This is a genomic window from Actinospineispora eucalypti (genome assembly GCF_039543365.1).
In the GTDB taxonomy this organism is placed as follows: Bacteria; Actinomycetota; Actinomycetes; order Mycobacteriales; family Pseudonocardiaceae; genus Pseudonocardia; species Pseudonocardia eucalypti.
In genome coordinates this window covers 322,636-341,570 of the sequence record NZ_BAABJP010000004.1, presented here as the reverse complement: position 1 = coordinate 341,570, position 18,935 = coordinate 322,636, and the positions used below count along the sequence as shown (strand labels likewise).

Here is an 18,935-nt window from a genome sequence, read left to right as displayed (position 1 = left end):
CCCGTTACGGCCCGCCACTCGGACCCCGCACTCACCTCGACGCGCGACCCGCGGCGACATCGACATCGACACCGCACCGAAGTCCTCCGCGCCGAAAGTCTCCGTGCGTGCTGTCGATCCCGGCTACTGCCGCGCGTCGACAGAAGTGAGACCCGGTCACGGGGGTGCCGCCAGCATCTCGCCCAACCCGACCGGCCCGACCACGACCGAGGCCGCCGTGACGCCACGTCGACCAACTTGATCGAGCAAAACCATGCCGATCGAACACTCAATCAAAGTGAAAGGTGCGATGCTGTGATGACCGAGTCAAGTTCGACGGTGTATTTGATTGTTGGCGCGGGTGGCAGTCATGGGGCGACGGGTAACCACGTCGCACGAGCGCTGCTCGCACAAGGGCTACCCGTTCGAGCGTTTGTGCATCACGACGACGACCGGGCCGCCGCCCTCGAGGCGCTGGGCGCGCAGATCGTCGTCGGTGACGTCGGCGACTTCAACACCGCACGCGCCGCCCTCGAAGGCGTACGGCGCGCCTACTTCACCTATCCACTCGCCGAGAGCCTCCTCGCTGCGACAACAACCTTCGCCGCCGCCGGAAAACAAGCCGGCGTTGAATCGATCGTGAACATGTCCCAGATGACCGCCCGCCCAGATCACGCCAGCCCAGCCGCGCGCGGACACTGGCTGGCCGAGCGCGTCCTCGACTGGTCCGGCATCGGCGTCACCCACATACGCCCGCCCTACTTCCTGGAGAACCTACTCACCATCGCCAATCCAGCGACCATTCGAACCGAAGGAAAAATCTATCTGCCCTACGGCCAGGGCAGACATGCCCCGATCGCCGGCGAAGACCTCGCCCGCGTGGCCGTCGGGATCCTGACCAACCCAGCCCCACACCACGGCAAGACCTATGCGGCGACCGGCCCGATGGCACTGTCCATGGCCGAACAAGCCGACACGATCGGCCGCGTACTCGACCGCCCGATCCAGTACGTGGACATTCCCGTCGAGAACTGGGCACAGGCTCTGTCCCAGGGCGGATTTCCCCCATTGCTGGTCGAGCACCTCAGCCGGGTAGCCGAAACCCACAAACACGGTGAACAGGACATCGTCACCGACGTCGTCGAAGTGATCGGCGGCTCACCACCGAAAACTCTTGAGGCGTTCGTCGAGGAGAACCGCGGCGCGTTCGAACCCACCACACCTTAAGCCTCGATCCACCGGGCACTCCATTGAGACGCCCACTATGACAGCTTGTCGACCGAGTGGGATCAACAGTGTGCGATCGAATGTTCTGCTGCCGACAGTAGGTCGCGCGCCCGGCCCGCTGAGGATCTGGTGGGCCGGGCGTGCGGGTTCGTGAGCCGGTTTCAGAGGGTGGCGGCGCAGCCGCCGATGGCGCCGCCGAGTGCGCCGGCTCGGGCTCCGGCGCCCCCGGTCGGGATGCCTCCGATGGCGCCTGCCCTGGCCCGCGGCACCATATCGCCCAACCCGCCGCCTCGGCCATGATCTCGGGGAAGCGCGCGGCCAGGTTGTTGCCCCGCCGCGACTGCAACATCCCCAACGCGCTGAATAGCGCCGCCCTCCACCCGTCCCATTCTGTGCACGAATGAGGTGTTGCCGTCGTGGGGCGAGGCGCGCCCGTGCTTTGCTCCGCTGATGTCGTCTGGCGGGTTCTGGTTCCGCTGCTGCAGCCCACGAGATAAGGGCCAGCCTCGACTGCGGGGGCGACGGGCAATTTAGGGCAGCTTCTACCTGTGGCACAAGGCTGGTTTCAGTTGTCAGGCCATAGCGGGTATTCCTTCTGCGGCCCGGCCCAAAGTGGCGGAAAGAAAGGCCCCGTTCATGTGGAGGGTTGTGCACGGCTCATTGTCGTCAATCAGAATCGGCGGCCGTCTGTGTCGTCTGCTCGCGGGATATCCGAGTTGGTCATTCACCATACCCGGTCCGCGATACATGATAGCGACATCTTGATCATTCGGGTGTCGAGGTGTGTTTCTGACAGCGCGGGGAGATCTTGGGCTGTTCAGGTGAATGATGAACCGTGTGAGGTGCGCTGCTCGTACTGTTGGGCATCGTGCCTGATTCTTCTGATTCCGCTGAAAGCGTTGATGGGCAGCAGTCCACGGACCTTCAACGAAGTGACGATGAACTTCTGGAACAGCTCGACGATGCCGGGTCCGAACTGTCGCCCACGGGTGTGTATGGGCTGTTGGGGGCGCCGGTTGAGCCGGACATCTCGGATCTGGTTCCTACGTCGGGGAATTATCCGGCGGAGACCACGCTGTATCGCACGGTGGTGTTGACCGACATTCCCGATCACGGCGAACCGGTCACGTTCCGCGCTTTGAATGAGCCGGTCAAGATCGACGACGACGCGCTTGGGCTCTACACCCGGCCGGGTGAGGGCGTGGTCGTGACGGCTCAGCAGAATTGGGTGGCGCGCGGGGTGACGCTGGGCCGGCTGTTGCACAGCCTCGCGTTGGCGCCCGGGGAGAGCACCCGGATCGCGGTGCTCGACTGGAGCAGGCAGGACGCCGGTGCGTCGGCGGACACCGCCGCGCAGGGCGAGCAGATGTCGTCGGCAACTGATGACGCCCGCGATGTCGCCGAGACGTCGCACGGGTCGGCCAGACAGACCGAAGAGGGCTCCTCCACCACGAGGTCGAAATCGCACTCGGGAAGCGGCGGCGTGTCCGGCGGTTTCGCTGGGTTGTTGGGCGGCATGGGTAGCTCGGCGAGTTGGGCGGACAACGACACCACGGCCACCACCGTCGCCCGGTCGGCCGGGGCGAAGGAAGCGACGCTGTCCACCGTGCAGAACCTGACCGCGCGCACCCGGCAGGAGGCGAGTGCTCACCGCACCCGCAAGGCCACGGTGATCAAAGAGGCCAGCCAGGCCGAGGGCGCACGGGCCTCCACCAGGGTGGTCACCAACTACAACCACATGCACGCCATGTCCGTGCAGTACTACGAGGTCGTGCAAAGCTACGACGTGCGCACGTTCCCGCTGCGGATCGACCGGTGCGTGTTCGTGCCGATGGAGCTCATCACCTTCACCCCGGAGCTGCTGCGCCGGTTCCGTAGCGTCCTGGCCGCGGCCGCGCCACCGGAATGGGCCGACCGGATCGCCGCCAGCACTCGCACGAGCGGCCCGTCCCGGGCCGCGGGCAGCGATGTGGGCAGCGATGTGGGCGGCGCAGGGGCGAAAGTGACCGCTGATGGTTTCGTCATCGAGTCGCCGGCCGACTCGTCGACGTTGAGCCGGATAGCGGCCGCCTCGGACGGGACCGTGTGTGCCGTCACGACGGACGGGAAGGCCGTGCGGTGGGACCCGACTGGGCCATCGTGGGCGCCGCTGCCCGCGGTGCCGAACAACGCCGCGGTGGTGTCCATCGCCGTGGGCCGGGCCACCGAGATCTGGGTGACTACCCAGGACAAGACGGTGTGCCGGTTGCGCGACGGTGTGTTCGTTGCGGACCCGCAGCCGAACAACGAGGACATTACCGTGCTTGGCTGTTGTCAGGACGGGTCGGTGTGGGGCGTCAACGGTCGTGGCGGCCTGTACCGCAGAGACACCGACGGCTGGCACCGTTTCACCAGCGGCTCGGGCGGGGGCATCGCCGCGGCCAACCGCAGCAAGGCCTGGCACATCGGCAGCGACTCCAACGAGGTCCGTCCCAGTTCCCCGGATGGCATCGGCTGGATGAGCGCATACAGAAACGACAAGCCGATGAAGATGATCGCGGCGGCGTCGGACACGTCGTTGTGGGCCATCACGACCAACAACGAACTCTACGTTCATGACGGAGACGGCACATTTTTCTGGAAACCGTCCTTCGTCGACGATCCGGAGGTAGCCAAGCTCGCGTGGGTGGCCCCGGTGTCCAGGGACGAAGTGTGGGGCATCAAAACCGACGGGCGGCCGGTGCGCATCTACCGTCCGGGCTCGACGACCCCGGACGCCGCGCGCGGGGACACCCACCCCGCCCAGGACGTCGCGGCGGTACTGGGGCATCTCAACGGCGACCCCCACTACTACAGCCAGGCCGTGTGGGCCAACCTCGACGAGATCACCCTCAGCCGCATCCTCGCCACCTACACCTACACCCCCACCGAAGCAGCCCCTGACGGGGCCGCTGGGGACACCCCCACACCGCCCAGCCGTCCACTCGGCGCGTGCGTGGACCCCCAACCGGTCGCCATCACCGGTAACTACCTGGCCTTCCGGTGGAACTACCCCACCGAAACCGCCCGGCAGACTTGGCTGCGACACAACAATCTCCACGAGGGCGACGGCCCGGACAGCCAGCACACCGTGGTCGCCGTGCCCAGCGCCGGGGTGTTCGCCGAAGCGGTGCTCTCCCGGGCGAACGCCGCCGAAAAGATCGACCTCACCCGATTCTGGAACTGGCACGACTCGCCGATCCCGATCCTGCCACCGGAAATCACCCCGGTCGGCCTCGACACCCGAGCACGTGATCTCGACCTGACCAGCCACGGCCTGGACCCCGCGCTGGCCCAGCTCCAACAACTACGCGCGCTGCCCGACCCCACCGGCATGGCAGAGATCAGCAAAACCATGGTCACCAAACTCTTCGACGACATGAGCAAAGCCAGCGAAAACGCCCAAGTCGCCATGCAAGGACTCAAAGAAGTCGCCGCCTCCGAACAAGCAGCGGGCGGCCGCTCCGTCGACGCCTACAAAGCCGCCCTCGAGCACTACCAGAAAACACTGGCAACAACGCTGGAAGCCGCCGAAAAACTGCTCCCCATGGTCGCCCCCGAACTCGCCGCCGCCGGCTCACTCCCCGGCGCCGCCGGATCCGGCAACGGCGCCCGCACCACCGACGGCAGCAGCGGTAGCGGCGGCGCCGGTGGCACTGGCGGTGGCGCCGGTGCTGGTGGCGCTGGCGCTGGCGGTGGCGCTGGTGGCGGCGGTCGCTCACCCGCGGCCCATGCCGGCGGGGGTCTCGGCAAGAACATCACCGCGGCCGGCGGGGCGCTCAACATGCTAGGCGGAGCCGGGCGCGGCGTCGGCGGTGCTGGCAGCGCCCCCGATACCTCGCTGGACGCGATCGCCGCCAAGATCGTCCAGGACATCGGCGTGCCCACACTTGAGCGCGCACTGACCCAAGACCCATCCCTACGCGCGCTGCCCTCCGAACAACTCACCAAACTAGTCAGCAACGCCATCATGGACAGCCTGCGAGGGTCCTCATGACCGCACCCGGAGGATCCGGACTATCCAGTGCGGAACGAGTGTTTGGAGAAGTCGCGGAGAGCGTCCTCGACCAAGTCGGCCGGGACCGTGTCTTCGTCGCTGCGGCAACCACCAACCGTCAAGCACTTAAGCGCAAGGTCGCCGAGGGTTTGGCCCTATGCAGAGCAAGCGGCCGTACGCCTCAAAATACTTTTGTTTATGCTGTCATCTACGACAGTAACGGGAACTTCCTGCTGTTTCGCAAGAACACGAAAGGCTACTTCTTCAAAGGCAAGGCCCTGTCAACCAGTGGTCAGGACCTTCACGGTGGCGACAATTGGACTTTGCCGGGCGGCGGACTTGACGAGGTCAAAAAGATCGCGAAGCGCGGCAAGATAACCCGAGCTGTCATCCTGGCTGGTGCCAAAAGAGAGTTCCGCGAGGAAACAGGTTTCGAACTCGCCGGACTAAACCTGCCCGCAAGGGCAGGCTGCTGGCAGGACAGAGGCTGCGTCTACACAGCCGGATACTTCCAAGCTGAACAGAGACTCAGTGCAATTAGGGTATCCGCGACCCAGAGGCTTGATGCTGGGCGAAGAGCCGCGCAAGCCGTCGCAAGCGGGAATATCAGACAGAGCAGCGATATCCGCGCCTATCCCAACTGTGAGAATGCTCCTCTCGATAACGAACTCAGCGATGGTGTCGAGACTTGGAACGTTAAGGACTGTTGGTCGGAAATAGAACCTTGGAAGCAAAACAAGCACATAAATTGGTTCGCCAACATCCTCGAACACCTCAAGAACACCGTGATCCGGACCTGACTACCAGACCGGCCGACCCGCGGGCCACCCAGCGACGTGGCGGCCAATACACCCGACGGCCGCCGCCAAACCCGCCTAAACCAAGGTGCTGACAACCTGCCAAGCAGGTCGACGACCACGGCCGCTGGCATGTCGACGGCAAGGCGACAACGCGTTAATGCGGGTTGCCGTTATGAAGATCCCGTTGACGTTGGGGCACCCAGGTCCGGAACGTGCCCCAACCGATACGCCGCCCACCACTGCTTCTCCTCGGCCACGAGCGTGGATCGCGAGCTGACGATTCCAACCGCTCCAAACCCTGCACCGAAGTCCCATTTCGGCTGGTAGATGAGCTCGCGTCCGGGTCGGGAGATCGGCACGTCCCGCACCGGGCGCGCTGGCCAACTCGACCGTGGGCTCCAGGACGGCCATGCCTACCCGGCCAGTCCGGTGAACCCGGCCAGCACGAGTTGTACTGCGTTCGGTAACTCCGCCATGGCCAACTCTTACGCCCGGCCATAGCGCGGTGTGGGGACGCGGTGAGAGAACCGCCTAAGCGTCGTGCCATCGAGTGAGCCTCACCTGGGCCAGCTGGCTAGCTGGTCGGCCCGAGTTGGCTCGATTTAGTGCCCTCCGTAATGGGTGCGGATGGCTTCGAGGGCGGTGTGGGCGTCGGCGGGTAGGCGGGTCGGCGGCGGTGATGGTGTGCTCGGTCCAGTGGGAGACGGCGAGGGCGGCGAACACGATGGTCGGGTGGGCTTCGACCGAGTCTCGGGTGCGGGCATTAGATCGGGCGGGCGGCCAGGTCGGACTTGGCCATCCGGATCCCTCACGTACTCACCGAATGGCGGCGTGAACTCCCGGGCGAGCAGTTGGTGGAGACGCTGCCTCGGTCGCGGCGACCCAGCACTCGCTTCCCGCGCGGTTCCTGGTCTGCCTCGAGCTAGCCCGCACTCACCATGGCGGCGGCACCGAGGGCCTGGTCACCGGTGTGGCCACCGGGCGCGAACCCACGCCTGGGGCGGGACTGACGGGCTCAGTGACCGCGGAGGGAGCGCAGCGGGCATCGGATGAGCGTGCCCGCGTTTCGCCGAACGCACGGATGCCCCGCCAGCAAGTGGTCCCACCGCTGATCGTGTCGCCGTGATCGTGGTGTGATCTGGAATAACGGCCGTGAACCCGTTTAACCATCCGCCGCGCCAGGCTTTTTTGGCATTGATTATGCTCCCCAATATCCAGCTCGGCATGCCGAGCTGACGCTGGTTATTCAATTTCTTAACAAGCACTCAACGGGTGGGGAAATGTCCGAAGAAGGCGTGCTCGCCGTGTCGTTGATCGCGGCGCTCGCGGTGCTACCGGGGTTGTTCCTCAAGCGGAGAAAGCCCCCGGGGTTCCTCCCGCGAGCAGCGCTCAGCGGCGGATTGTTATTTCTGGTCTGGGCAGTTATGCGGCAGGGGTTCGTACCGGTCGGTGTCGTCCTCGAGCAATTCCGGGACGATATGGCGGACCTCGGCGAGGTGGCCAGCAACGCCGGCATGCTGCTCGGGGCGCTGCTGCTCGGGTTCCTGCTGCCGTACTGGCAGGCGCGGGTTTGGACGGGTAATGGTGCGCCGGTGAGCACGCCGCCGGCGCCGCCCGTCGGTGGCAACATCGCGACCATGCCCACCGTCGCGCTCCCGGTGGGCGTGCGGCACACCGTCCGCCGGGTCGACCACATGGCGATCGGGATCGGGCTGTCCGGCGCGCTCGCCGCGCTGGCCATCGGCTCTTACGGGGACGACAAGCAAACCGCGCTGACCATCGTGCTCGCGCTGGGCGTGGGGTTGCAGGCGTTGCTGGCCGGCATGGATCTGGGGGCCGCCCGACCGGCGAACGCGCCCACCGGACCGGGTGGCCTGGTGGCGCGGGTGGCGCTGCTGGCCGCCGCGCCGGTCTTCGGGGCCGCGGTACTCGGCACCTTCCTGTCCGACGAGCTTGCGCAGATCGGGCTGTCTGGGCTGGCGGCGGGTGCGTTGCTGCACATCGTGGCGCGGTCGATGGCGAACATCTCCCGCATGGCCGCTCCGGCCATGTACCTGGGCGTGATCAGCGGGCTGTGGTCGGGCCTGATGCTCTACGTGGTGATCATCGGGCTGTGGGGGAGCGAGGAATGAGGCGCTCGCTGATCTCGACTCTGGTCGTGCCGCTGTGCCTAGCGGTGCTCGCCGGGTGCGGCGGGGGGCCCAGACCCGTGCTGCCCGCGCACACCGCTTCCGATGGCCGGGGCGCGATCCGGCCGCTGCCCGCGCCCAAGCAGTGCGCGCAGACGGTGACCGACACCGAGCAGATGGATCGGGCCATGGATGAGGCGAAGCCCGGGACCCGGATCTGCCTGATCGGCGACCTGCACGGCAAGCGCCTGGTGCTGAAGCGGTCCGGCACGGTGGGCAAGCCGATCGAGCTGGTCGGCGACGGCCGCACCATTCTCCGCGGGCTGAGCGTGCAGGCCAACTACGTGCAGATCAGCGGCGTCAACCTCGTGCGGCCCATCGGGCCGGGCGCCTCGCTGCGCGGCAACTTCATCACGTTCGAGAACAACACGGTGCTCAGCCCCCGAGGGAAGGACGGGGACGGCCTGCGGTTCTTCGGCAAGAACATCACCATCACGCACAACACCATCCGGGACACCGTGCACCTGGGCGGCGCGCATGCCGACTGCATGCAGACCTTCGCCACAGACGAGGACAACGTGGCCAGCGAACAGATCCAGATCGCGGACAACCGCTGCGAACGGATCAGCAACATCTGCCTCATGGCGGAGGGGCCGAACAGCTCCGCCGGGGACGGTTCCGGGGTCGGCGCCTCGAGCAACTTCTACTTCCGCAACAACTACTGCGAGAACCACGCCGACCAGGCCCTGATGATCGACGACGTGACCCGGGTCGAGGCCACCGACAACGAGATCGAAGGGGCGAAACCCAAAGCCTTCGCGTTCCAGAACAAGTCGACCAACGCCCTGGTCAACCACAACACCATCGGCGACGGCATCGACTACGAGGTCGGCATGGACGAGACATCAAAACTCGGCTACCAGGGACCCGACGTCGGGGGCGCACCCTAACGACCTGGCTTTCTCACTGGGGCCGGTGTCGAGGGGGCGTACCGCTGTGACCGGCGGGTTTGCTGGTTGGGCGGCCTGATCTTGCGCACTAGCCGGGGTCCATAGGCTGGCGCGTTGTGGCGTACGTGCGCACGGTGAAGACCTCGTCAGGGGCGACGGCAGTGCAGATCGCCGCCCTGTGACCGGCATACTCCGCCGCGACCGCGCGCCCGCAGTTACGGTCCACCAACGCGCGGTAGACGTTGAGGGTGCTGGGCGATCCGGCGTGGCGGCCTGTATCCGGCCTACAGGCGGATGGCCGGCGCGAAATGAGCCGGTTTCGCCGATCAGCCAGGTCCTGATCATGACTGCCATGATGAGCCTGCCGACGCGGTTCCCGATGCGGGAGCTTGTCCTCAGCCCGTTGGTTAAGAAGCCCTAAGCCGACGGCGTGTTCGCCAGGTGTCTGATCGCCGCCAGGGTCTGGTTGATGGTCGTCGGGAGGTCGGGGTCGCCGTGCTGGTTGAGCCAGCGGGTCACCGCTATCCGCAACGTGGTCACGGCGATCTCGGCCGCAAGCTGGGCGGTCAGGTCGTCGATGCCGCGGTCGCGGAAGCCTTGCTCCAGGGCCTTCGACATCAGGGAGAACTTGCGCAGCTCGCGCTCATGCAGGGCGGGTTCGGCATCGATCGCGGCCCGTCGGCGTAGTAGGTAGTCGAGGCCGCGGCCCTGGAAGATCTCGGCAGCGGTGGGGGCGAGGCCCTTGGTGATCAGTTCCATCGGGCCGAGCGACTGTGGTGCTTGGGCCATGAGGTGGGCCACCTGCTCGGGCACCAGCTCCTCGCCGGCGAACAGCACCTCACGCTTGTCGGCGAAGTGCCGGAAGAACGTACGGGTGGTGAGACCGGCCCGCGCCGTGATCTGGGGCACGGTGGTCTCGGTGAAGCCCTGCTCGAGGAAGAGATCGAGCGCGGCCTGCTCGAGTCGTTCTCGCGCACCCGGTTGCCATCGACCCATACGGCGAATTCTAGTGACGACACGTCGTGTCGTACTCTACGTTCGTGATGACATGACGTGCCATGGCCGGTGGAGGCGAACATGACGGGTGAGATCTGGGTGCTCGGCGCGACCGGGCGGGTCGGCCGGGAGGCCGCCGAGCGTCTGCGGCAGGCCGGCGCCGAGGTGGTGGTGACCGGCCGCGGCCGGGAGCGGCTGACCCAGGTGAGTCCGGACGCCCGGGCGGTGACCGGCTCGCTCGACGAGGTCTGCGCGCGGCTGGCCACCGAGGCGCCGGCCGTCGTGATCAACACGGTGGGCCCGTTCGCGGTCACGGCGCCGCGGGTCGCGCGGGCCTGCCCGCCAGGCACCCACTACGTCGACGTCGCCAACGAGCTGAGCACGTTCGAGCTGCTCCACGACATGGACCGGGAAGCGGCGGCGACCGGTCGCACGCTGGTTTCCGGGGCGGGCTTCGGTGTGCTCGCGACCGAGAGCATCCTGCTGCATCTGCTGGCGGACGAGGAAAAGCCTTCACGAGTCCGCGTCGATGCCATCGCGTCGGTCGCGACCGAACCCGGCGCCCTCGGCGAAGCCCTGGCGGCCACCATCGTGCACGCGTTGCTCGACGGCGGCCGAGAGGTGCGACACGGCCGGATGGTGCGCACCCTGGCCGGCGGTGCCGCCGAACGGTTGACCACCCCCGACGGCGACGTGGTCACCACCGCGTCCCTGGCCAGTGGCGAGCTCTTTGCGGCCTGGCAGGCCAGCGGTGCCCCGTCGGTGATCGGCGCCTCGACTCTCGCCCCGGCCAACCCGGCCGTCCGAGCGGCTCTGCCGGCGATCGGTGCCGCGCTGCGGTTGCCCGGCCTGGCCGGCTTCGCCACCCGGCGGCTCGCCCGCATCACGGCGACCACGGCCAAGGAACGCCCACGCCGATCGTCCTGGGGCCGCGCCCGAGTCGAATGGCCGTCCGGTCGCGTGCGTGAGGGCTGGCTGCGCACCGGCGAGGGCATGGAGTTCACGGTCGGCGCCGTCACCGAGGTTGCCCTGCGCCTGGCCAAGGGCGAGGGCCGCCCCGGCGCGTTCACCCCGGCCAGACTCTTCGGCCCCGAGGTAGCACTGGCCGCCGGCGCCGAATTCGTGGTCACGGGCTAAAGAGCGGCTGAGTCGGTCGGATCTTGCCGAGGAGATCTAACTAGCGCAAGGCCCCGGACCGGCTCGGCCCGATTTCACAAGCTCCGCCAAGTCGTTAGCGAACGCGGTGAGGGCATGCTCGCCGTCTTCGAGCACGCCGGCGAGCAGCATGAAGCTATGAGGCATGCCGGCGTACTCGCGCGCCTTGACGGCGACCCCTGCCGTGGCGAGGGCCTCGGCGTACCGACGTGCGTCGTCCGCCACCGGGTCGATCTGGGCGCTGATGATGATTGCGGGCGGCGCGGCCGCGAGAGTCTCCTCGAACAACGGCGAGACTTGGGCTGATCGCCGGTCGCCGGCGTCAGGGACGTACTGGTCGTAGGACCAGGCGAGTCCTTCGCGGGTGAGGAGCGGGCCGGCGTGATAGCGATCTACCGATCCGCTGCTCATGGTGGCGTCGAGCGCGGGACACAGCAGGCCTTGGGCCTTGAGCGGTGGGCCGACGCTTCGGGTGGCCAGTGCCGTCGCCGCTGCCAGCGCGCCTCCTGACGAGTCCCCGGCGACCGCGAGCGCGGTTGGATCGATCATGAGCTCGCCGGCGTGCTGGCTGACCCAACGAAGGGCATCGAATGCGTCGTTGTGAGCGGCTGGGAACTGATTCTCCGGTGCCAGGCGGTAGGCGACGGACACCACACCCAGCCCGCCTCGCATGCACAGAGCCCGGCAGAGTCGGTCGTGGCTGTCGAGGCTGCCCCGCACGAACCCACCGCCGTGCAGATAAACCACTGCCGGGCCCACGCTCTCGCCGGGGGGACGATAGTGACGGGCGTTGACCGACCCGCGGCGGACAGGGATGGCCAGTTCCGTCACCGCACATCCGTCGTCGGGTAGGCCCGCCAGAACCGCGAGCCTTTCACCCGCTTCCCGATACGCGGTGATCGAAACTTCCCAGGGGGCCGCGGGGGGTTTCGTGGCCAATGCCGCGACTAGTTGTTGAACCTGGGGATGCAGCGAACTCATGATCGCGGACGCCTGCTGGGAAATGACCTCGCTCCGGCGTCGAAGAACCGGTGCCAGGTTGGGTCGATCATGGCTCGACCCGGAAGACCCTGAACTCCACCGTGGGACCGGGCCGGACGCGTCCCTGCCCGACGAACACGCTCTGGTTCACCCACGCATACCGTGGATCCCCGCACTCCAGGCGCGGCGTCGTCACGAAGTAGTTGTCTCCGTAGTCGGTGCTGCTGGCACCTCCGGTGATCGCGGCCAGCGCGACGTCGTTCATCTCGAAAAGCCCGAGGTAACTCAGGTAGATGACCGCGCCGTCGTCGGTGCGGAACTGCCCGCGCACATCGAGCCGAGCGAACCCGTCGTCCCCCACCAGCATCCAGTCGCCGCCGCCTTCACCCGCTGTTCCGCTGAGCCTCTCGCCCTCGACCTTGCCGCCGGACACCGCGAGGACCTGGCGGAGACCGTAGGGGCCCGGGCCGACAACCTGCGGAGGGCTGAGCTGGGCGGTGTAGGTGAGTTCCGGTACGAGCCTCATCGACCAACCTCCTGAGTTGCGGCCGCCTGGATTCCAGCCGCGGCCATGACCTGTTCTATTCCCTTGGCGATTTCGTCGCGCCCGAAGGCCCGTAAGACCTCGTTGGGGTCGAAGTACTCACGGAACAGCACTATTTTTCCGTTCCGGATACGCATATGGGTGCAGTAGTTGTTTGCGTAGGTGTTGCCGTTCAGCGTGAGAGTCGCCTCGCCGCGCAGCTCCAGGATGAACAGCTCCGGATCGGTTGTCTCATGCACGATCGACGACACGATGTGCAGATCTGGCGCCGCGGAGAAGAACCAGTCGACGAAGTGTCCGATCAGATGCCGGCCCGGGATGGATCGGGGAAGGGGAGCACCCGCGAACGGCATCTCCCACACTCCGTCGTCCGCAAAGGTGTTCTTCCACGATTCCAGTTCGGCCCCGCGAGGCGGACCGTCGTCCAGCGCCGCCCAGAACTGCTCCACCACCTTGCGATTGTCACTGTGCGTGCTCATTTCGTCGCCTCCGTTGGCTGTAGCCGGGATGCTCGCCTGAACCCGGGCGGATCGATAATGCACTAGATGTCGGCTAGATTCAACAGCATGTCGACTCCTGGAGGCGACCCGGACAGGTGCGGTCCCGGAGGGTCGAGGTCTGCTGGACGTGCGGCCCGAAGGCTTGGAGCGGTACAGAAAGGTGGTGCTGACCTGCATCTTAGTTGGAGTGGACAGTCTGTCGAGTATTTTTAGACTCACTGTTGACTAGACTAGCCAGTGCGTCTACCCTCCTCCCCGGAGACGCCGTGGCCTCGCCCGTCGCCGCGGCACCGACACGAGGAGGAATGCCATGGCGACCACATCGGACGTTGCGCAGGTTCAACCGGCTGATACCCGCAATGGCGAGAGCTACGTTTCGCACCGCGACCAGATCAATTTCACGATGACCGGGGACTTCATGACCGGTGTCGATTTCTGGATTCACGCGACCGGCGAGACCACCAACGGCCAGTTGATTGTGATCGAGACCGACTGGAAGCGCGGCACCGAGCCCGCATGGCACATCCACCACCGCGAGGAAGAAGGTTTCTTCGTCATGGATGGTGAGATCAGGATTCACACCGAGAGAGGCTCGTACAGCGCCAAAAAGGGCCAGTTCGTCTGGGGGCGCAAGAACGAGCGCCACACCTACGAAGTGGTGGGTGATCAGGCACGCATCCTGGTGGTATTCGTACCCGGGCCGGACGTCGACCGCTTCGAGCCCAACGGGGGCATCGACAAGTACTTCTACTCCGCACGGGACCGTGAGCTCCGGACCCCGGAACAGCTCCAGGCCGAGGCCGAGAACCTCCGGGTCAATTACGGCGTGGAGATTTTCCCGGAGCTCACCCATCCCCGCGACGTGAAGGCCTGACCGAGCCTCGGACGAGGGATCAAGGAGCAGCAATGACCATCGACCTAGCACTCGAAGCGGTGCCACATTGGATCGCCGGCGCCGCGGTGGCGCCGGCGGACGGTCCGCGCGCCGAGATTCGTGACCCGGCGACCGGACGCGTGGTGGGGACCGTCGAAATGGGCGGCGCCGACGTCGTGGGCAGAGCCGTGCTCAACGCTCGGTCCGCGGCGGGGACCTGGGCGGCCACCCCGGCCACCGCGCGGACGGCGGTGCTACATCGGTTCCGGGCACTCCTGCTCGAGCACAGCGACGAGTTGGCCTCGCTGATCACCAGCGAGCAGGGCAAGACGCTTGCGGACGCCAGGGGTGAACTGGCTCGCTCGATCGAAGCTGTTGACGTCGCCCTCTCGGTCATCCAGCAGCTCAAGGGCGAGTACGCCGACCAGGTAGCCGGCGGCGTAGACACCTACTCGTTCCGGCAACCGCTGGGCGTGTGCGCCGGCATCACCCCGTTCAACTTCCCGGCCATGATTCCGGTGGTGATGTCCAGCGCCGCGCTCGCCTGCGGAAACACCTTCGTCCTCAAGCCAAGCGAGCAGGCTCCCACCGTGCCAGTGCGGCTGGCCCGCTTGCTGCACGACGCTGGCCTGCCCGACGGCGTGTTCAACGTTGTCCACGGCGGCAAGGAGGCGGTCGACGCACTGCTGGACCACCCGGACGTCGCGGCGGTGTCGTTCGTCGGCTCGACCCCGGTTGCCCGGGAGGTGTACCGGCGAGGGGCCGCGGCCGGCAAGAAGGTCCAAGCTCTCGGCGGTGCCAAGAACCACATGGTCGTGCTGCCCGACGCCGACCTCGATGCCGCGGCGGACGCCCTGGTCTCGGCCGCCTACGGCGCTGCCGGACAGCGTTGCATGGCGGTTACCGTTGCGGTCGCCGTCGGCGAGGCGGCGGAGACGCTCACCGCCAAGACCGCCCAGCGGGTCGCTTCCTTGAAAGTCGGGCCCGGTACCGGGCCCGACTCTGACATGGGTCCGCTGATTTCGGGTGCCGCCCTCGACCGTGTCCGTGGGGCGCTCCAGCGCGCGGCCGAGCAAGGAGGGCAGCTGGTCGTGGACGGTCGCGATCTACCTGCCCCAGGCCCTGGCTACTTCATCGGCCCCAGCTTGGTCGACCACGTGGACGTCGCGAGCGAGCTGTACCGAGAGGAGGTCTTCGGTCCGGTGCTCAGCGTTGTGCGCGCCGACGACCTGGATCAAGCCCTCGACATAGTCAACGCCAACTCCTACGGCAACGGCTCATCGATCTTCACCACCAGTGGGCCCGCCGCGCGGCGGTTCACCCGAGGTGTGAGTACCGGCAGCGTTGGCGTCAACGTGCCCATCCCACTTCCGACCGCCTGGTTCGGATTCGGGGGATGGGGGGACTCTCGATTCGGCGACGACGGCCTCAACCACGACGCCTACCGGTTCTACACGCGAGCGAAGGTAGTCACCCAGCGGTGGACCGAGCCGGCTCCTGGTCTTGTCCCGCACTTCGTGGCCTCGGGCAAGTAGTCCATGCAATCGCGCACACCGGCCGGCAACGAAAGCGCCGGCCAGTCAACCAACGCCGACAAGCGCACAGACAGCCCGGAACTCGACCATGTCGGCGTGCTCGTACGTGACCTTCCTTCGGCTGTGGCGGCATGGGTCGACAGGTTCAACGTGGATGTCTTCCGGCGGTTCGAGGCGCCAGATCTTGAGCTCAGCGCGGTATTCCTCGACGTTGCCGGGGCCGCGATCGAGCTGTACACGCTGCATGACGAGGCCGCTCTCGATCGCGCCCTCGGTGCCCGCCCCGCGGCGCTCGATCATGTGGCTCTACGACTGCGGGGACCTGGTGGGCCGGAGCTGTCGGGTTGTGTGATCCGAGGCCCCGGTCGTCCCGAACCCATCGCGGCGCCCATCCAACTCGCCGGCGCGATGCATGTGTGGACCGAACCACCCGGGATCGACGTGCTCCTGCAACTGATCACGCCCTCGGCAGAGTCGATTGGCGTTCTGGAGCATCAACCACTCAAGGAGGAGTAAGCGATGGGACGTATGGACGGAAAGGTCGCACTAGTGACCGGTGCGGCACGAGGTCAAGGCCGAGCAATCGCCGTGCGCTTTGCGGAAGAAGGCGCCGATATTCTTGCCATTGACTGCCCGGAGAAGGGCGCGATTCCTTACCCGCTAGGCTCTCCCGAAGACCTTCAGCAAACCGTCAAGGAAGTCGAGGCGCTGGACCGCCAGATCCTTGCGCACGAGGGAGATGTCCGCCAGCAGAAGTCGTTGGATGAGCTGGTGGCCGAGGGGATGAAGCGCTTCGGTCGCATCGATGTCGCGGTAGCAAACGCTGGCGTGTGGACGGTTCGTCCCTTCGCGGAGATTCCCGAAGAAGAATTCTGGGACGTATTGGATGTCAACGTTCTTGGAGTCTGGCGAACGCTGAAAGCCGTCACTCCACACATGAAGGAAGCTGGTGGAGGCTCAGTGGTCGTCACCGCTTCTGGTAACGGAGTCGAGGGCGCCCCCGGCTACGTACATTACGTCGCATCAAAGCATGCGGCGCTCGGGCTGGCGAAGAGTGCCGCCCTAGCCTTCGGCGAGTACAACATCCGTGTCAATTCCCTGCTACCCGGACCCACCGACACCAAGGGGTTGGACTGGCAAGGCGGTTACGACCTCTGCGCGGGTCGGGGAGAGGGCCAGGGAACAAAAGAAGACCTCCAAGGCGCAAAAAACTGGACTGTGTTGCAGAACGTAGGACTCTTGCCGCCGCGAGCGATGGCTGAGGCGGTATTGTGGCTCGCCTCCGACGAATCTCGATGGACCACCGGGCTGGAACTTCATGTCGATGGCGGACATTCGATCATCCCGGGATTGAACCTCGCAAAGATGGCCGCCGACAACTGACCGCCGTCGAAATATGGATGCGAGTCACAAGCTGGCGGTCCAGGTGCTCAGACAAAAGGCCGAGGAGAAACGGTGAAAAATACGGTCAACCGGCTCTACCGGCTCCGTAGCCGGCCTCGCGGCCCGGTCCGCGACCGGGATCTCGAGTGGCTCGAAGAACCTGTCGGGGAGCTCACCGAAGGACAGGCGCTCATTCGCACTCTCTACCTGTCCGTAGACCCCACCAGCCGCGTCTGGATGAGCTCCACCCGAGGCTATATGCCTCCCGTTGAGCTGAACGCTGTTATGCGCGGCGTCGGAGTCGGGCAGGTCGTTCAATCACGCCGCGACGACCTGCCGACCGGCTCATTCGTGCAAGGATTCACCGGATGGCAGGACTACTGCTTGGCCGATGACTCGAGACCCGAGGCATCGTTCACGGTGCTCCCCGATCCGCTGCCCGCACCTCTGCACACGTTCCTCGGCGTGCTCGGGCACACCGGGATCACGGCTTACATCGGTGTGGAGATTGGTGACCCCAAGCCGGGCGAAACGTTCATCGTCTCCGCCGCCGCCGGCGCTGTCGGGTCCATCGCCGGTCAGCTGGCCAAGCAGCGCGGTGCCAGGGTGGTGGGTATCGCGGGCGGCGCGGAGAAATGCCGATACGTGGTCGAGGAGCTCGGATTCGACGCCTGCGTCGATCGGCACGCCGACGACTGGCGGGCACAGCTCGACGAGGCCACGCCCCTCGGAATCGATGTCGACTTCGAGAACGCGGGCGGCAAGATCATGGACCACGTCCTGGGTCGGCTGAACGTGGGGGCGCGTATTCCGTTGTGTGGAATGGTCGCCGACTACAACGGTTACGGCGCGAAGGGTTATCAAGAAACGTTGCTCAACCTCAACCAGCTGCTCATGCAGCGGGTGAAGCTCACCGGATTCATCGTTTCCGATCACGTCGACCGATTCAGCGAAGTCATCGGCAGGATCGCCGTGGCACTTGAAGAAGGTAAACTACGCTACGAGGAAACGGTGGTGGCAGGTCTCGAAAATGCCCGCGAGACGCTCAACGCCATTTTTTCCGGCGAGAGTCGGGGGAAGCTCGTAATCAAAGTCGCCGACCCGGAGGAGTTGTAGGACTCCGCGGTTTGTTGCGTACCGCCACGGTCCAAGGATGCAATGGAAGCGGCGAATAAGGGAGTGGACTACCATGCAACGGTGGCGACTACTTCCTCATCCGGTCCTGTCTGGCCGGACGTTCGCGTCGGGAGGCGGCGGCCCACGAAGGGCGATCGGCGCGAGCAGGCGATCCTCGACGGCGCGTACGAGCTGCTGCGTGACACGCCGCTCCGCGCGGTCTCCATCGACGACCTTGCCAAGCGGGCAGGTCTGTCCCGGTCGTCGTTCTACTTCTACTTCGAGTCGAAGTGGCAAGTTCTGTTCGCGATGCTTGGACCCGTCACCGAAGATGTGTTCACCGCCTCACGGTTCATCTTCGAACGCCCCGCGGACATGGCACCGCAGGAGGCGATCGAGCAAGCCGCCGCCGAGGTCGTGGCCGTATGGGATCGGCACGGTCACATTCTGCGGGAGGTCGGAGACGCTGTGGGAGCCGAACCCGAGCTGCGGTCTCAGTGGGAATCGATCCTGGGTCAATTCATCGAGGCCGCGGCCGCGGCCATCGAGCGCGACCGGGCGACCGGGGTGGCCGTCGGCGGCCCACCCGCACGAGCGCTGGCGGCGGCGCTGATGTGGATGGGCGAACGGAACCTAGGATTGATGAGCATGCGCAGTGGAAATGCGATTCACACTGAGGACATAGCTGAGACAATAGCTACGGTGTGGCTGCGCTCGGTATTTGGCATCGGAACCCGAGCCCAATAAAAAC

Annotated in this window: 16 protein-coding genes; 12 read left to right on the top strand and 4 right to left on the bottom strand. The window is 66.1% G+C overall.

Features of this window, described 5'->3' with window-relative positions:
• The first annotated feature begins 297 nt into the window (after positions 1-297).
• The 5 genes from ABEB12_RS06685 (at position 298) to ABEB12_RS06665 (ending at position 9,100) form a co-directional block, all read left to right on the top strand.
• Complete coding sequence (locus ABEB12_RS06685; protein ID WP_185062882.1) at positions 298-1,206, top strand: NmrA family NAD(P)-binding protein; 909 nt, start codon at positions 298-300, stop codon at positions 1,204-1,206.
• Positions 1,207-2,074: 868 nt separating this feature from the next.
• Entirely contained in the window at positions 2,075-5,221 is a 3,147-nt protein-coding gene (locus ABEB12_RS06680; RefSeq protein ID WP_185062881.1) for a ligand-binding sensor domain-containing protein, read from the top strand.
• Positions 5,218-6,021: an NUDIX domain-containing protein gene (locus ABEB12_RS06675; protein ID WP_185062880.1), complete on the top strand. Its 804-nt coding sequence runs from the start codon at positions 5,218-5,220 to the stop codon at positions 6,019-6,021. The genes ABEB12_RS06680 and ABEB12_RS06675 overlap by 4 nt, the downstream gene beginning before the upstream one ends.
• 1,280 nt (positions 6,022-7,301) lie before the next feature.
• On the top strand, positions 7,302-8,153 hold the full coding sequence (locus ABEB12_RS06670; protein ID WP_185062879.1) for a hypothetical protein: 852 nt from the start codon (positions 7,302-7,304) through the stop codon (positions 8,151-8,153).
• Positions 8,150-9,100: a right-handed parallel beta-helix repeat-containing protein gene (locus ABEB12_RS06665; RefSeq protein WP_185062878.1), complete on the top strand. Its 951-nt coding sequence runs from the start codon at positions 8,150-8,152 to the stop codon at positions 9,098-9,100. The genes ABEB12_RS06670 and ABEB12_RS06665 overlap by 4 nt, the downstream gene beginning before the upstream one ends.
• 417 nt (positions 9,101-9,517) lie before the next feature.
• Here ABEB12_RS06665 and ABEB12_RS06660 read toward each other — a convergent pair whose 3' ends face one another.
• On the bottom strand, positions 9,518-10,096 hold the full coding sequence (locus ABEB12_RS06660; protein WP_185062877.1) for a TetR family transcriptional regulator: 579 nt from the start codon (positions 10,094-10,096) through the stop codon (positions 9,518-9,520).
• A gap of 81 nt (positions 10,097-10,177) precedes the next feature.
• Here ABEB12_RS06660 and ABEB12_RS06655 point away from each other — a divergent pair, with 81 nt between their 5' ends.
• On the top strand, positions 10,178-11,233 hold the full coding sequence (locus ABEB12_RS06655) for a saccharopine dehydrogenase family protein (protein ID WP_185062876.1): 1,056 nt from the start codon (positions 10,178-10,180) through the stop codon (positions 11,231-11,233).
• A gap of 36 nt (positions 11,234-11,269) precedes the next feature.
• Here the strand turns inward: ABEB12_RS06655 and ABEB12_RS06650 are convergent, their stop codons facing one another.
• The 3 genes from ABEB12_RS06650 to ABEB12_RS06640 all read right to left on the bottom strand — a co-directional run bounded on the left by ABEB12_RS06650 (position 11,270) and on the right by ABEB12_RS06640 (position 13,255).
• Positions 11,270-12,082, bottom strand: coding sequence for an alpha/beta hydrolase fold domain-containing protein (locus tag ABEB12_RS06650; RefSeq protein ID WP_221498236.1), 813 nt, complete (start codon positions 12,080-12,082; stop codon positions 11,270-11,272).
• Between the two features lie 217 nt (positions 12,083-12,299).
• Complete coding sequence (locus tag ABEB12_RS06645; protein ID WP_185062874.1) at positions 12,300-12,758, bottom strand: DUF3237 family protein; 459 nt, start codon at positions 12,756-12,758, stop codon at positions 12,300-12,302.
• Entirely contained in the window at positions 12,755-13,255 is a 501-nt protein-coding gene (locus ABEB12_RS06640) for a nuclear transport factor 2 family protein (RefSeq protein WP_185062873.1), read from the bottom strand. The genes ABEB12_RS06645 and ABEB12_RS06640 overlap by 4 nt, the downstream gene beginning before the upstream one ends.
• Positions 13,256-13,586: 331 nt before the next feature.
• Here ABEB12_RS06640 and ABEB12_RS06635 point away from each other — a divergent pair, with 331 nt between their 5' ends.
• The 6 genes from ABEB12_RS06635 to ABEB12_RS06610 all read left to right on the top strand — a co-directional run bounded on the left by ABEB12_RS06635 (position 13,587) and on the right by ABEB12_RS06610 (position 18,931).
• Positions 13,587-14,150, top strand: a complete 564-nt coding sequence (locus tag ABEB12_RS06635) for a cupin domain-containing protein (protein ID WP_185062872.1) — start codon at positions 13,587-13,589, stop codon at positions 14,148-14,150.
• Between the two features lie 32 nt (positions 14,151-14,182).
• On the top strand, positions 14,183-15,685 hold the full coding sequence (locus ABEB12_RS06630) for a CoA-acylating methylmalonate-semialdehyde dehydrogenase (RefSeq protein ID WP_185062871.1): 1,503 nt from the start codon (positions 14,183-14,185) through the stop codon (positions 15,683-15,685).
• 3 nt (positions 15,686-15,688) lie between these two features.
• Positions 15,689-16,201 carry a VOC family protein gene (locus ABEB12_RS06625; RefSeq protein WP_221498235.1) on the top strand — a complete coding sequence of 171 codons (513 nt, stop codon included), beginning with the start codon at positions 15,689-15,691 and terminating at the stop codon, positions 16,199-16,201.
• Positions 16,202-16,204: 3 nt separating this feature from the next.
• On the top strand, positions 16,205-17,068 hold the full coding sequence (locus tag ABEB12_RS06620) for a mycofactocin-coupled SDR family oxidoreductase (protein ID WP_185062870.1): 864 nt from the start codon (positions 16,205-16,207) through the stop codon (positions 17,066-17,068).
• Between the two features lie 72 nt (positions 17,069-17,140).
• Complete coding sequence (locus tag ABEB12_RS06615) at positions 17,141-18,184, top strand: zinc-binding dehydrogenase (protein WP_185062869.1); 1,044 nt, start codon at positions 17,141-17,143, stop codon at positions 18,182-18,184.
• A gap of 81 nt (positions 18,185-18,265) precedes the next feature.
• A complete protein-coding gene (locus tag ABEB12_RS06610; protein WP_221498234.1) occupies positions 18,266-18,931 on the top strand; it encodes a TetR family transcriptional regulator in 666 nt (221 codons plus the stop codon).
• The last annotated feature ends 4 nt before the right edge of the window (positions 18,932-18,935 follow it).

Bases quoted from the DNA above. Each gene is read 5' to 3' on its own strand.
- ABEB12_RS06675 (WP_185062880.1), top strand. From the start codon at position 5,218: ATGACCGCACCCGGAGGATCCGGACTATCCAGTGCGGAACGAGTGTTT.
- ABEB12_RS06620 (WP_185062870.1), top strand. From the start codon at position 16,205: ATGGGACGTATGGACGGAAAGGTCGCACTAGTGACCGGTGCGGCACGA.
- ABEB12_RS06670 (WP_185062879.1), top strand. From the start codon at position 7,302: ATGTCCGAAGAAGGCGTGCTCGCCGTGTCGTTGATCGCGGCGCTCGCG.
- ABEB12_RS06685 (WP_185062882.1), top strand. From the start codon at position 298: ATGACCGAGTCAAGTTCGACGGTGTATTTGATTGTTGGCGCGGGTGGC.
- ABEB12_RS06665 (WP_185062878.1), top strand. From the start codon at position 8,150: ATGAGGCGCTCGCTGATCTCGACTCTGGTCGTGCCGCTGTGCCTAGCG.
- ABEB12_RS06635 (WP_185062872.1), top strand. From the start codon at position 13,587: ATGGCGACCACATCGGACGTTGCGCAGGTTCAACCGGCTGATACCCGC.
- ABEB12_RS06630 (WP_185062871.1), top strand. From the start codon at position 14,183: ATGACCATCGACCTAGCACTCGAAGCGGTGCCACATTGGATCGCCGGC.
- ABEB12_RS06645 (WP_185062874.1), bottom strand. From the start codon at position 12,758: ATGAGGCTCGTACCGGAACTCACCTACACCGCCCAGCTCAGCCCTCCG.
- ABEB12_RS06625 (WP_221498235.1), top strand. From the start codon at position 15,689: ATGCAATCGCGCACACCGGCCGGCAACGAAAGCGCCGGCCAGTCAACC.
- ABEB12_RS06655 (WP_185062876.1), top strand. From the start codon at position 10,178: ATGACGGGTGAGATCTGGGTGCTCGGCGCGACCGGGCGGGTCGGCCGG.
- ABEB12_RS06640 (WP_185062873.1), bottom strand. From the start codon at position 13,255: ATGAGCACGCACAGTGACAATCGCAAGGTGGTGGAGCAGTTCTGGGCG.
- ABEB12_RS06660 (WP_185062877.1), bottom strand. From the start codon at position 10,096: ATGGGTCGATGGCAACCGGGTGCGCGAGAACGACTCGAGCAGGCCGCG.